This window comes from Streptomyces sp. 1-11, assembly GCF_007176755.1.
GTDB lineage: Bacteria > Actinomycetota > Actinomycetes > Streptomycetales > Streptomycetaceae > Streptomyces.
In genome coordinates this window covers 154,772-167,643 of the sequence record NZ_BJTV01000006.1, presented here as the reverse complement: position 1 = coordinate 167,643, position 12,872 = coordinate 154,772, and the positions used below count along the sequence as shown (strand labels likewise).

Here is a 12,872-nt window from a genome sequence, read left to right as displayed (position 1 = left end):
CCACGGGCCGCCCCCGCTCCCAGGGCCGGCCGGGGGGCCTCAGGGCCCGGGGTGGTACATGACGCCCCGGATCACGCCCAGCTCCACCAGGTCCTGCGGGCGGATGCGCAGCTGTCCCGCGGTCGCCTCCACCTCCTCGGGCGCCCGCTTCAGGATGGCCGCCGCCAGTTCCGGGGCGATCACCGAGAAGTAACTGTCCGGGGTGGCCCAGGTGTTGCCGGGCGCGGCAAGCGCGAGAGCCCCGCCGGAGCCGCCCTCGCCGATGACCAGCGTGGTGATCGGCACCCGGGCGGCCGCCACCGCCCCGAACACCTCGGCGATCGCGGCGCCGGCCCCCTGCCGTTCGGCCTCGGCGTCATTGGCCGCCCCCGGCGTGTCCACCAGGGTCAGCACCGGGATGCCCAGCCGGTCCGCCAGCCGGATCAGCCGGGCCGCGGTCCGGTACCCGGCGGGCCGGGTCGCCGCCCCGGTCTGCGCGGCGTAGGCCACCGTACGGCCGTCCCGCTCGCCGAACCCGCAGAGCATGCCCTCGGGGTCGCTGCCGCCGCAGCGATCGCCGTGCACGGCCACCCGGCGGGTGAAGTAGGTGTCCAAGTAGGCCCGGGCGCGCGGCCGTTCGGCGGAGCGGGCCCGCAGGACGGCCGCCCAGCCGGTCTCCGGAAGGGCGGGCGCGCCCAGCGCGTGCGGCGCCGGGGCCTCCCGCGCCGGGCTGGTGAGCAGCCTGAGCCAGAGCCCCAGCGTCCGGCGCAGCTCCCCGGGCGGCACCACCGCGTCCGCCGACCCCGCGGCCACCTGTGCCTCCGCCGTGTAGGCGGCCGGATCGGCGTCCGGCGGCCGTACCCGGGAACCGGCGAAGCCCACCTGGGCGCCGGGGAGGGCCAGGACCACGTCGGCCCCGGCGCCCAGGGTGGCCCAGCCGCCGCCGGTCGTCGGGTCCCGCAGCACCGCGATCTGCGGCAGCCCCGCCTCCCGGGTGAGCGCCGACTCGCGGGCCACCCGCTGGAGCTGGGTCAGCGCGAGCATGCCCTCCTGCATCCGGCTGCCGCCGGTGGCGACCAGCGGCACGACCGGCAGCCGGTGGGCGCGGGCGTGCCGGTACGCGGCCTCCAGGCGGTCGCCGGTGCGCTCGCCGAGGGAGCCGCCGAGGAAGCCGAACTCGAAGGCGATCAGCACCGCCCGGGTGCCGTCGACGCCGGCGGTGCCGCACACCACGGACTCGTCCTCGCCGGTGCGCTCCGCGGCCGCGGCGCGCGCGGCGTCGTAGCCCTCCCAGGCGAGGGGGCCGTCGGCCCTGAAGCCCCCGAGGGGAGGCGGGAGTTCGGTGAAGCTCGCCGCGTCCGCGACCAGCGCGAGCATTTCCCGTGCGGACCGCCGCTCAGGCATCGGCCACCAGCGCCCGCTTCATGATCTTCCCCATGTCGTTGCGGGGCAGGACGTCCAGGTGGCGGACCACGCGCGGCCGCTTGTGCGGGGCGAGCCGCCGGGCCACGTGGTCGGCGAGCTCGGCGTCGGACGGCGGCGCCTGCGGGTCGGCGGGGACGATCCACGCCACGATCCGCTCGCCCAGGTCCGCGTCCGGCTCCCCGGTGACCGCCGCCTCCCGCACCCCCGGATGCTCCAGCAGCGCGTTCTCGATCTCGCCCGCCCCGATCTTGTAACCGCCGCTCTTGATCAGGTCGGTGGCCTTGCGCCCGACGATGCGGACGTAGCCGTCGGGCTCGCGCACCGCCATGTCGCCGGTGCGGAACCAGCCGTCCGCGGTGAACGCGGCGGCGGTGGCGTCGGGCCGGTTGAGGTACTCGGTGAACAGGTTCGGGCCGCGCACCTGGATCTCGCCGACGCTCTCCCCGTCGAACTCCGTGAGCGGCGTGCCGTCCTCCTCCACCAGCCGCAGCTCCACCCCCGGCAGCGGCACCCCGACCGTCCCGGCCCGGGGCTCGCCGTCCGCCCGCACGCTGGTGTTCATGAGCGTCTCCGTCATGCCGTACCGCTCGATCACCCGGCGGCCGGTCGCGGCGGCGATCCGCTCGTGGTCGTGCACGGGCAGCGCGGCGGAGCCGGAGACCAGCAGCCGGGCCCCGGCGAGCGCCTTGGCCAGCTCCGGATCGCCCGGGAGGGCCTCGGCGATGCGGTGGTACATCGTCGGCACCCCGAAGAGCATGGTCGCGCCCGCGTTCAGCTCGCGCGTCACGCCCTCGGTGCCGAACCGCCCCAGGTGGCGCACCGAGCCGCCCCGGCGCAGCGGGCCGAGGACGCCCAGCACCAGCCCGTGTACATGGAACAGGGGCAGCCCGTGCACCAGCACGTCCCGTTCGGTCCACCGCCAGGCGTCGGCGAGCGCGTCCAGGGTCGCGGTCAGGGCCCGGCGCGGGATGACCGCGCCCTTGGGCGGCCCGGTGGTGCCGGAGGTGTAGACGACCAGCGCCGGGTCGCCGTCGCCGGCCGCGTCCTCGGGCAGCGGGCCGCGCGGGCCGGCGTCCACGTCCACTCGCGCCAGGCCGGCGAGCGCGGCCGGGAGCCGGGCTCCGGGCGCGGCCAGGACCAGGTCCGGCGCGCTGTCGGAGACGATGTGCGCCAGCTCCTTGTCGCCCGACTTCGGGTTCAGCGGCACCGCGGCCGCACCGGCGAGCAGCGTGCCGGTGACCGCGACGGCGGTCTCCAGCTCCGGGGTCGCCCACACGGCGACCCGGCCGGCGCCGGCCAGGCGCGCGGCGAGCGCGCCCGCGGCGCCCGCGAGCTCGCCGTACGTCAGCGACCGCTCGCCGAACCGCAGGGCGACCCGGTCGACCGGGCCGTCCACCAGGGCGGGGAAGAGGGAGGACACGCGGCGCACTCCTTGGACTCGGGGGCTTCGGCCCTCCCTTCCTACACCAGCCGCCGCGTTCCCACGACGGCGCTCAAGTCCGCCGCGAGCCGCAGCTCGGCGGAGCGCAGCGCGGGATGCCCGAGCCAGTGCAGCCGCGCCCGGTCCACCGCGCCCTCGTGCAGCGGCGGCCAGCCGGTGGCCGGGGTGAAGTCGTCGACGACGACCGTCCCGCCGGGCGCGAGCAGTTCGGCCACGTCGGCCGGTTCGTCCCCCGGCGCCTTGCCCTGCCCGCCCCCGTCGAGGACGAGCAGGTCGAACGGGCCGTGCTCGGAGATCCGCCGCCAGTCGCCGGTGAGCACCGTGACCCCGGGCCGGTCCGCGAAGACCCCGGCGGCGAGCCGCGCCCGCTCGGGGTCCCGCTCCACGCTGTACAGCCGCACGCCCGGCCGGGCCCCGGAGGCCAGCCAGGCCAGCCCCACCCCGAGCCCGGTGCCGGTCTCCCCGATCCGGGCGCCGGCCCCACCCGCCAACGCGTGCAGCAGACGGCCCTGTTCGGGCCGGCAGGAGTACGGGAAGCCGTGGGCGCGGGCGGCGGCCAGGGCGTCCCGCACGAGGGGCGGGAGCCCGGCCGCACCGCCGTACGCGTCGGTGCCGTCGGTCGCCATCCGATCTTTCTAGCCGACCGGGGCGGCGGGCGCGGCGGCGGGGACGACATCGGCCACGACACAGCTCACGTTGTCCGGGCCGCCCGCCGCGTTGGCCGCGTCGATCAGCTCCCGTACCGCCTGCCCGGGGTCCGTCCCGCCGGCGAGCAGCTCCTTGATCCGCGCGTCGGCCACGACCCCCGTCAGACCGTCCGAGCACAGCAGGTACCGGTCGCCCGCCCGGGCCTCCCGCAGCATCAGATCGGCGGCCACCGCGGGCCCGTCGGTGCCGAGCGCCTTCAGCAGCATGGCCCGCTGCGGGTGGCTCTCCGCCTCCTCGGGGCTCAGCCGCCCCTCGTCGATCAGCGACTGCACCACGCTGTGGTCGTGGCTGATCCGGAACAGTCCGCCGTCCCGCAGCAGATACGCCCGCGAGTCGCCGATGTGCACGAGCGCCAGCTTCGAGCCCGTCCACAGCAGCGCCGTCAGCGTGGAGCCGACCTCCGGGCTGCCGTCCGCCAGGTCCCGCACGGCCTCGCCGGCCGAACGCACCGCGTCCTCCAGCAGGTTCAGCACGTCACCGGCGCCCGGTTCCTCCCCCTCGTCCAGGAACCTCAGCGCCTCGACGGCCGCTCTGCTCGCGGACGCCCCCGCCGGGCCGCAGCCGTCGGCCACGGCGAGCAGCCTGCGGCCCGCGTACACGGAGTCCTGGTTGGACGGGCGGACGTGCCCGCGGTCGGAGTGGGCGGCATAACGCAGTTCCAGCATGGTGGTGTGGTCCCTTCTCGGCTCTCCGGTCAACTGGTCGACGAGGAAGGCGGCGAGATCCCGTCGTACGGCCGTCTCCGCCTCGACCCGCGCCCAGTACGCCCGGACCTCGTGTGCGGCCTCGGCCGCGTCCAGGGCGCACACCGCGCGTATCTCGGCCAGCGGCATGCCGAGCCGCCGCAGCCAGGCCACGAGCCGGGCCCGCTGAAGCTGCTCCACGGCGTAGTAGCGGTAGCCGGTGTCCGGGTCGACCCGGGCCGGCCGCAGCAACTCCAGCTCGTCGTACAGCCGCAGCGCCTTCGGCGACAGCCGGCTCGCCTTGGCGAAGGCGCCGATCGTCAGCAGCTCCATACGGACCTCAGCTCCACGGGAATCCCGTCCTCAGGGGAACGCCGTCCGGGGGAACGCCGCGTTCCTCGCTTCCGCCACCGATGCTGGGGCTTCCCCGAAGGTGAAGGTCAAGCGGGCTGTCCCGGTTCCCGGCGCGGTTGTTAGCCTCGCAACCGATCGAACCGCCGTACGACAGGGAGCCCGCCGTGCCCCGTATCGCCCTCGCCACCTACGACCCCGGCGACCGCCCGAGCAGGGACCGCGACCTGCCGGTGCTGGTGGACGCCCTGCGGGAGGCCGGCGCCGACGCGGAGGCCCGGTACTGGGACGACCCGGCGGCCGACTGGGCCGGCTACGACCTCGTCCTCATCCGCTCGACCTGGGACTACAGCTGGCGCGCCGCGGAGTTCGGGGCGTGGGTGGACCGGGTCGGCGCTCTGACCCGGCTGGCCAACCCGGCGGCCGTGGTGCGCTGGAACTCCGACAAGCGCTACCTCGGCGAGCTGGCGGCGGCCGGTGTGCCCACCGTCGAGACCCGCTACGTCGCCCCCGGCGAGCCCGCCGAGCTGCCCGGCGACCATGAGTACGTGATCAAGCCGACCTCCGGCGCGGGCGCCCGGTTCGCCGCCCGCTACACCCCGGACCGGCACGAGACGGCCGTACGGCAGCTCGCCCGGATGCACGCGGAGGGCTTCACCGCGATGGTGCAGCCGTACCTGCGGAACATAGACGTCAGCGGGGAGCGGGCGCTGCAGTTCTTCGGCGGGCGCCTGCTGCACGCCAGCCGCAAGGGGGCCGTCCTCGCGCCCGGCACCCCCTACGACGCCGAGAAGGTGGCCCACCCCGGCCTGGAGCCCTGGCAGCCCACGGACGCCGAACTCGCCGTGGCCGAGAAGGCGCTGGCGTCCGTGCCCGGAGCCCCCGGGCTGCTGTACGCGCGCGTGGACCTCGTCGACGGGGAGGACGGCCTGCCCCGGGTGATGGAACTCGAACTGGTGGAGCCGAACCTCTTCCTCTTCCTGCACCCCGCCTCCCTGCCCCGGGTCGTGGAGGCGATCCTGGCGGCGGCCGGCTGAGCCCGCACGCGCCGTCCCGGCCCGCGTTCAGTCCCGGACGGTGCCGGCTGAGCCCGCACGCACCGCCCCGGCCCGCGTTCAGTCCCGGACGGCGGTGCGCTGGAGCAGCCCCCAGGTGAACTCGGCGACCACCTCGTGCCGGACGCCGTCCCGGCCGGGCGCCGAGAAGGCCAGGCCCCAGCGCGTGGGGGCGGTGCCCTCCAGCGGACGGGCCGGGGCGAAGGCGCGGGCGGCCTCGTCGACCGTGCAGGACCACGGGGTGAGGTCGTCCAGGGTGCGCAGGGCGGGGGCGGGCGCGCCCGGCGCCCGCACCAGCCACTCGTTCCACACCGCGCCGTCGGGGGAGACCAGCACCTCGAAGCGCAGGTCCGGCCAGAGCGGGAGCGCCCACCGCCGGGCCTCGCAGTCGACGTCCCCGAGGCGGCGCGGGACGACGGACTCCGGCTCGCCCAGCACGGAGCGGTAACGCGCGGCGGCGGAGCGGGACCTGGGGGAGCGGACCATCGCCTGCCAGCGCTTGTTGGCCTCCCGCATCTCCGCGACGGACGCCCCGAGCCGGCGCCGCGCCCCGTCGACCAGGTCCGGGTTGTGGTCGGCCATGCGGCGCAGCAGCACGAGCTGGAAGTCGAGACGCATGACACCCATGGTGCCGTGGAGGCGTCCGGGCCCATTGCCCGGGCAACCCCGCATGGCTAGCCTGTGTTCGTCATGCCGATCGTCTGTTGAAATCTCGAACACAGACGCTTAGACCCAAGGGAGGGGGCCGGACGTGGGACGCCTCGTGCCTGCCGTGACCCGGGCTCTCGACATTCTTGAGCTGTTCCTCGACGGGGACGGGACGCTCTCCGCCCCCGACATCGTGCGCAAGCTGCAACTGCCGCGCACCACCGTGCACGAGCTGGTCACCACGCTCTCCGCACGCTCGTACATCGTGCCCGTGCCGGGCCAGCCCGGACGGTACCGGCTCGGGGTGCGCCCCTACCAGCTCGGCAGCCGGTACGCCGAGCAGCTCGACCTCGCGGCCGAGGGCCAGCAGGTGGCCCGCTCGGTGGCGGAGACCTGCGACGAGACCGTCCACGTGGCCATCCTCGAAGGCACCGACGTCATCTACATCGCCAAGGTCGACTCCACGCACGCCGTGCGCATGGTGTCGGCCGCCGGCCGCCGGCTGCCCGCCCACTGCACCTCCGTCGGCAAGATGCTGCTCGCCTCGCTGCCCGAGCAGGAGCTGACGGCACGGATACCGGACGGCGCCGAGCTGACCGCGATGACGCCCAACAGCATCACCGATCCCGGCGCGCTGCGCGAGGCCCTCGCACGGATCCGGGAGCGGGGCCTGGCGGTGGAGAGCCGCGAGTCCAACCCGGATGTGTCCTGTGTGGCGGCCCCGGTGCGCGACCGGGCCGGGAAGGTGGTCGCCGCGCTGTCCATCTCGGTCCCCATGATCCGCTGGAGCGACGAGCGCGTGGCCGAGCTCGAACAGCTCGCCGCCAAGGGCGCGGCGGAGCTGTCGGAGCGGCTGGGCCACCGGGGGACGGTGTGAGGGCCGGGGCCGCGGCGCGGTACGGGATCGCCGTACGGGCCGAGGCGGAGCTGGGCGAGGGCCCGACCTGGGACCCGGCGGCCGGCCGCCTCCTGTGGGTCGACGTCCTCGGCATGCGCGTGCACACCTACGACCCCTCCTCCGGCCGCCGGACGGTGCGCACCACCGAGCAGCACGTCGGCGCGGCCAAGCCGCGGGCGGGCGGCGGCCTGGTGCTGAACCTGCGGGACGGCGTCGCACTGCTGGACCCGGACGGCGCCTTCCGCTGGCTGCACCGCGAGCCGGTCCCGGGCCGTCGTGCGAACGACGCGGCGGTGGCCCCGGACGGGGCGCTCTGGGCGGGCACGATGCGGTACGACGAGGCGACGGGGGGCGGCACCCTCTCCCGGCTGACCGGCGACGGCGGCGTGCGGACCGTCCTGCCCGACGTCACCGTCAGCAACGGCCTGGGCTGGAGCCCGGACGGCCGGCTGATGTACTACGCCGACACCCCGACCCGGCGGGTGGACGTCTTCGACCACGACGCGCAGGGCGTGGTCCGGGGGCGGCGGCCGCTGGTGGAGATCGAGGAAGGCGCCGGGTTCCCGGACGGGCTCACGGTCGACGCGGACGGGTGTGTGTGGGTGGCGCTGTGGGGCGGGGGCGCGGTGCGGCGGTACACGCCGGGCGGCGAGCTGGACCTCGTGGTCGAGGTGCCGGCGCCGCTGACCACCGCGTGCGCGTTCGGCGGGCCGGACCTGACGGACCTGTACATCACCACCGCTCGCGTGGGGCTGCGGGCGCCGCACCCGGTCTCCGGTTCGGTGCTGGTCGTGCCGGGGGTCGGGCGGGGGGCGCCGCAGCCGGCGTTCGCCGGGTGAGGCCGCTCATCGCCGGGTAGGGCCCGGCTCGTGACCCCGTGTCAGCACGTCGCCGCCCGCGGCCGCCGGCACGGGGTCTTCCGCGTGCCGGCGGCCACCGTCGGCGCCCATGCCTGCGAGGTCTGCTCGACCCATTGACGCGGAAGCGCTTCGACTCTACGGTCCCGTTCGAAGTCACGAGCCTGATCCGAAATGTCGAACAGCAGTGACCGCCGCCCGGCCGGCCGGACGAGGCGGGCGACCGGCCGGAACGCGCGCCCCGCGGACGCCCGCCACGCCCCGGCCACCCACCCCGAAAGGCACCCATGAGCAGCCGCACCGCCCGCTTCACGCTCGACCCCGCCTTCACCGTCGGCGCGGTGAACCCCCGCCTGTTCGGCTCCTTCGTGGAACACCTCGGCCGCTGCGTCTACACGGGCGTCTTCGAGCCCGGCCATCCCGCGGCCGACGCCGACGGCCACCGCACCGACGTCCTCGACCTCGTGCGCGAACTCGGCGTGACGGTGATCCGCTACCCCGGCGGCAACTTCGTCTCCGGCTACCGCTGGGAGGACTCCGTCGGCCCGGTCGAGGACCGGCCCCGCCGGCTCGACCTCGCCTGGCACTCCACCGAGACCAACCGGTTCGGCCTCTCCGAGTACATCGCCTTCCTGCGGAAGATCGGCCCGCAGGCCGAGCCGATGATGGCCGTCAACCTCGGCACCCGGGGCGTCGCCGAGGCCCTGGAACTCCAGGAGTACGCCAACCACCCGGCCGGCACCGCCCTCGCCGACCTGCGCGCCGCCCACGGCGACAAGGAGCCCTTCGGCATCCGGCTGTGGTGCCTCGGCAACGAGATGGACGGCCCCTGGCAGACCGGCCACAAGACGGCCGAGGAGTACGGCCGGATCGCGGCCGAGACGGCCCGGGCGATGCGCCAGCTCGACCCCGGCGTCGAACTGGTCGCCTGCGGCTCCTCCGGCCAGGCCATGCCCACCTTCGCCGCATGGGAGGCCACGGTCCTGCGGGAGACCTACGAACTCGTCGACCTCATCTCCCTGCACGCCTACTACGAGCCCGTCGACGGCGACCTGGACTCCTTCCTCGCCTCGGCGGTCGACATGGAGTCCTTCATCGAGAACGTGGTGGCCACCGCCGACCACGTGGGCGCCGGCCTGAAGTCGAAGAAGAGGATCGACCTCTCCTTCGACGAGTGGAACGTCTGGTACCTGTCGAAGTGGCAGGAGCACGCGCGGGACGCCGGCCAGGGCGACTGGCCGGAGGCCCCCAGGCTCCTGGAGGACAACTACAGCGTCACCGACGCCGTCGTCCTCGGCTCGCTGCTGATCGCCCTGCTCCGGCACGCCGACCGGGTCACCGTGGCCTGCCTGGCGCAGCTCGTCAACGTGATCGCCCCGATCATGACCGAGCCCGGCGGCCCGGCCTGGCGGCAGACCACGTTCTTCCCGTTCGCCCAGGCCTCCCGGTACGGGCGCGGCGAGGTCCTCGACGTCCGCGTGGACTCGCCGACGTACCGGACACGCAAGTACGGCGAGGCCGATCTGCTGCACGCCACCGCCGTGCGCGCGGCGGACGGCACGGTCACCGTCTTCGCGGTCAACCGGGACCGCACCGGGCCGCTGCCGCTGGAGGTGACCCTGAACGGCCTCGGCCTGAGAGCCGTCACCGAGCACAGCGCCCTCGCGGACGCCGACCCCGACGCCCGCAACACCCTGGACGACCCGGAGCGGGTCACCCCGCACCCGGTCCGCGGGACCGCCCTCGCGGACGGCGTCCTCACCGCCGTGCTGGAGCCGCTGTCCTGGAACGTGATCCGGCTGGCGTAGGCCGGGACCCGGCGCCGGGGGCTCAGCGGCCCGGGGAGGGCACCGGGCTCAGCGGCCGGGGGAGGGCACCGGGTTCACCGGTGTCCCGCCGGCCGCCTTGCCCAGCAGGGTCAGACCCACCTTGCCCGGACCGGACTCCGTGGTGAACTCCGACAGCACCGCCAGCGCCAGGGTGTTGGTGCCACGGGTGCGCAGGATGCCGTTCGGCAGCACGAAGGTGTGCTGCGGGCCGACGTTGTTGATGTACTGGCCCATGTTCCAGCCGTTGAGGAAGATCTGCGTCCGGTAGGCCCGGTACGGGTCGTCCTCCAGCGTCAGGCCGATCGAGGCGTCGATGTCGCCCGGCACGGACAGCCGGAACGTGGTCCGGTACCAGGTCACGCCCTGCCGCCGCTCGGCCCGCGGGAAGGTGACCGGCTTCCAGTCCCGGTCGGGGAAGCCGGGCAGGTGCCAGCCCTCCCGCTCGCCGAACAGGCCGCCGTTGTTCTGCGGCCCGCGCACCGGGTCCGGCGCCGCCTCGCCCTGGATGCGCCACGTCACCTTCGGCGAGGCCCCCTTGAAGTGGGCGGCGGTCAGCCCGCGGGCCGCCTTGTGGGTGTCAAGCGCCTTGCCGTCCTGGTCGTGCTGCATCCGCCGGACCAGCACCGACAGCACGTGCCGGCCGGATCGGCGCAGCCGCCCGGGCACCGGGAACACCGCTGTGGCGTCCCAGCTCCCCTTGCGGATGGTGGTGTCCTTGTCCGGCACCGGCATCCGGTGGGTGCCCAGCGGCTCCCCGTCCAGCCAGGCCATCAGCAGGCCCTGGGTGCCGGTGGTGTAGGCGAGCGAGATCTCCTCGAGGCCGGCGGCGTCCGCGAAGGCGCCCCGGTACCAGACGTCCCCGTAGTGGAAGCCGTAGTCGTCCGCGAACAGCACCGGCCCGCCCTTCGGGACGGGCGTCGTGCTGAACGAGGCGGTCCGGTCGGCGACCCGCCACTTCGAGTCGTCGAAGTTGGGGCCCGCCTCCGGGTTCTCGGTCCGCGTCCGCCAGCCGCCCAGCGCGGGCAGCGCCACCTCCGGCACGGCGGGCAGCAGCCCGGTCGTCATCAGGCTGCCGGACATGGTGACCCGGGTCGGCACCTTGCGTCCGTTCCACACCAGACTCGTGATGCCGCGCGGTCCCCACACCTCCACGCCGGTCGTCCCGGTGACGTCACCGGTCAGATGGACCTCGGAGCCGCGCACCTCGGCGTGGCGCAGCAGCGCCGGGCCGTACACCAGCAGCGTCCCGGACGGGGTGTCGTACGGGAACATGCGCACCGAGGTCGCGTCGTCGGCGAAGAGCAGCAGCAGCGGTGTGTCGCTCTCGCCCTGTGCGACCGACACCCGGGTCAGGCCGCCCTGTCCGAGGGGCACGTTCACATGGAGCTTGTCGCTCTCGAACGTCCAGGCCGCCTCCGGGTCGAGCCGCATCACCAGCGGCTCGACCGGGCACTTCAGCACCAGCTCCGCCATGTCGTCGCGGCGGCCCGCGAACACCGCGATGTCCTGCCGCCCGACGGACAGGCACATCACGGGCTGCGCGGTGCTGTACTTCAGCGTCCGGCTGCCGAGGGAGAGCCCGGTGGTCAGCATGCGGGCGTCGCGCGCGGGCACGGTGATCCGCAGCTTGCCCTCGTGGGTGGGCAGGTCGGTGGTGACCGGGGCCGAGCCGTCGTTGCGGGCCACGTACACATGGCTGCCGGTGTCCGGGTTGGTCAGGTGGTAGACCTTCAGCCCCTCCGCCTTCACGTCCGCCGCCCGGTCCAGCCGGGCGAAGTCGGGCACGCGCCGCAGCAGGTGCCCGAGCTGGTGCAGCGGGGCGATCTTCTCGGTGACGTTGCGGCCCTCATCGATGGCCGCCCCGTAGTCGTACGAGGTGTAGACGACCGGCGCGGGCAGCCAGCCCCACGAGGTGCCGCCGAAGGCCATGTACACGTTGTGCAGGGTGAGGCCGTTGGCGAGGTTGGTGAGGTAGAAGCGGCGCTCGTAGGCCGCGTCCCGGGTGCGCCGGGCCTCGGCGTAGCCCTTGCCGTCGAACCAGGCCCCGCCCCACGGGTCGAACCAGCCGCCGCCGAACTCGGGCACGAACCCGGGCGTGTGCGGCGAGGCGGTGGCGCCGCCGGTGAGGCCGCCGGGCCCGTAGTGCCCCCAGTCCGGCGGCACCTGGGCCGGCGAGGGGTACCCGTCGAAGCCGTACAGCCAGCCGCCCTTCTCGCCGCCGGTGTCGAACGTGCCGGGGATCCAGTGGCCGTTGCGGCCCTTGTCGTTGTGGAAGAGGGGTACGTCGATCCCGTCGGAGCGGACCTTCTTGTACAGGTGGGACATGTAGTCCCGGCCGGTCGCCTCGTCGACGTGGGAGTCGTACTCGTTCTCGATCTGGTAGAGCAGCACCGTGCCCCGGCCCTGGGTGAACAGGTGCCGGCGGGCGATCCGGTCGACCTGGGTCAGCCACTCGTCGACGTGGCGGAGATAGGCCGGGTCGGCGGTGCGGGCCTTGCCCTGCGCCGCCGTCAGCCAGCCCGGGAAGCCGCCGCCGTCGACCTCCGCGTTGATGTACGGGCCGGGCCGCAGCAGGACGTAGAGCCCGGTCTCGGCGGCCGTGCGCAGGAACAGGTCGAGGTCCCGTACGCCGGTGAAGTCGTAACGGCCGGGGGCGGGGGAGTGGTAGTTCCACGCCACGTAGACGCTGACGGCGTTGAAGCCGTGTGCCCGCATCTTCTGCAGCACGTCCCGCCACAGGGAGGGGCTGGGCAGCCGGAAGGGGTGCATCTCGCCGGACCACACCACCAGGCGCTTGCCGTCGACCAGGAGCGAGTAGGCGTCGTACCCGATCGTGTGGCGCTCGCCGTCGGCGCCCGGCGGGGCCGGCGCCGGACCGGTGGGCACGCTGCGCGCCGCGAACGCCGAGGGCGCCCCGGGGCCGCCGCTGCCGCCCAGGGCGAAGCCGAGCGCGGCCGAGCCGGCCAGCGCACTGAAGGTACGTCTGCTGAGCGCCAAG

At 74.9% G+C, this 12,872-nt stretch carries 10 protein-coding genes; 4 read left to right on the top strand and 6 right to left on the bottom strand.

Annotated elements, in window-relative coordinates; genetic code table 11:
• Positions 1–39: 39 nt before the first annotated feature.
• From TNCT1_RS14985 to TNCT1_RS14970, 4 genes are read right to left on the bottom strand one after another with little or no spacing between them, the layout of a single operon-like run.
• Positions 40–1,383 carry a carboxyl transferase domain-containing protein gene (locus TNCT1_RS14985; RefSeq protein ID WP_143631993.1) on the bottom strand — a complete coding sequence of 448 codons (1,344 nt, stop codon included), beginning with the start codon at positions 1,381–1,383 and terminating at the stop codon, positions 40–42.
• Positions 1,376–2,824 carry an acyl-CoA synthetase gene (locus TNCT1_RS14980; RefSeq protein WP_143631991.1) on the bottom strand — a complete coding sequence of 483 codons (1,449 nt, stop codon included), beginning with the start codon at positions 2,822–2,824 and terminating at the stop codon, positions 1,376–1,378. Before TNCT1_RS14980 ends, TNCT1_RS14985 begins: the two co-directional genes overlap by 8 nt.
• 41 nt (positions 2,825–2,865) lie before the next feature.
• The gene (locus TNCT1_RS14975; RefSeq protein ID WP_143631989.1) at positions 2,866–3,471 is read right to left on the bottom strand and encodes an O-methyltransferase; all 606 of its coding nucleotides are present in this window, start codon (positions 3,469–3,471) and stop codon (positions 2,866–2,868) included.
• A 9-nt stretch (positions 3,472–3,480) separates the two neighbouring features.
• Positions 3,481–4,569, bottom strand: coding sequence for a MerR family transcriptional regulator (locus tag TNCT1_RS14970; protein WP_143631987.1), 1,089 nt, complete (start codon positions 4,567–4,569; stop codon positions 3,481–3,483).
• A gap of 185 nt (positions 4,570–4,754) precedes the next feature.
• On the opposite strand from TNCT1_RS14970, the gene TNCT1_RS14965 reads away from it, so the two are divergent.
• Positions 4,755–5,624: a RimK family alpha-L-glutamate ligase gene (locus TNCT1_RS14965; protein ID WP_143631985.1), complete on the top strand. Its 870-nt coding sequence runs from the start codon at positions 4,755–4,757 to the stop codon at positions 5,622–5,624.
• A gap of 78 nt (positions 5,625–5,702) precedes the next feature.
• Here TNCT1_RS14965 and TNCT1_RS14960 read toward each other — a convergent pair whose 3' ends face one another.
• Entirely contained in the window at positions 5,703–6,260 is a 558-nt protein-coding gene (locus TNCT1_RS14960; RefSeq protein WP_235902598.1) for a hypothetical protein, read from the bottom strand.
• A 133-nt stretch (positions 6,261–6,393) separates the two neighbouring features.
• On the opposite strand from TNCT1_RS14960, the gene TNCT1_RS14955 reads away from it, so the two are divergent.
• The 3 genes from TNCT1_RS14955 to TNCT1_RS14945 all read left to right on the top strand — a co-directional run bounded on the left by TNCT1_RS14955 (position 6,394) and on the right by TNCT1_RS14945 (position 9,853).
• A complete protein-coding gene (locus tag TNCT1_RS14955) occupies positions 6,394–7,167 on the top strand; it encodes an IclR family transcriptional regulator (protein ID WP_143631981.1) in 774 nt (257 codons plus the stop codon).
• Positions 7,164–8,027, top strand: a complete 864-nt coding sequence (locus tag TNCT1_RS14950; RefSeq protein WP_143631979.1) for an SMP-30/gluconolactonase/LRE family protein — start codon at positions 7,164–7,166, stop codon at positions 8,025–8,027. Before TNCT1_RS14955 ends, TNCT1_RS14950 begins: the two co-directional genes overlap by 4 nt.
• Positions 8,028–8,332: 305 nt before the next feature.
• Complete coding sequence (locus TNCT1_RS14945; RefSeq protein WP_143631976.1) at positions 8,333–9,853, top strand: alpha-N-arabinofuranosidase; 1,521 nt, start codon at positions 8,333–8,335, stop codon at positions 9,851–9,853.
• A gap of 48 nt (positions 9,854–9,901) precedes the next feature.
• Here TNCT1_RS14945 and TNCT1_RS14940 read toward each other — a convergent pair whose 3' ends face one another.
• Positions 9,902–12,871, bottom strand: a complete 2,970-nt coding sequence (locus TNCT1_RS14940) for a beta-galactosidase (RefSeq protein WP_143631974.1) — start codon at positions 12,869–12,871, stop codon at positions 9,902–9,904.
• Position 12,872: the final 1 nt, after the last annotated feature.

Excerpts from the sequence above, each read along its gene's own strand:
- TNCT1_RS14985 (WP_143631993.1), bottom strand. The coding sequence starts at position 1,383 with ATGCCTGAGCGGCGGTCCGCACGGGAAATGCTCGCGCTGGTCGCGGAC.
- TNCT1_RS14975 (WP_143631989.1), bottom strand. The coding sequence starts at position 3,471 with ATGGCGACCGACGGCACCGACGCGTACGGCGGTGCGGCCGGGCTCCCG.
- TNCT1_RS14970 (WP_143631987.1), bottom strand. The coding sequence starts at position 4,569 with ATGGAGCTGCTGACGATCGGCGCCTTCGCCAAGGCGAGCCGGCTGTCG.
- TNCT1_RS14960 (WP_235902598.1), bottom strand. The coding sequence starts at position 6,260 with ATGCGTCTCGACTTCCAGCTCGTGCTGCTGCGCCGCATGGCCGACCAC.
- TNCT1_RS14945 (WP_143631976.1), top strand. The coding sequence starts at position 8,333 with ATGAGCAGCCGCACCGCCCGCTTCACGCTCGACCCCGCCTTCACCGTC.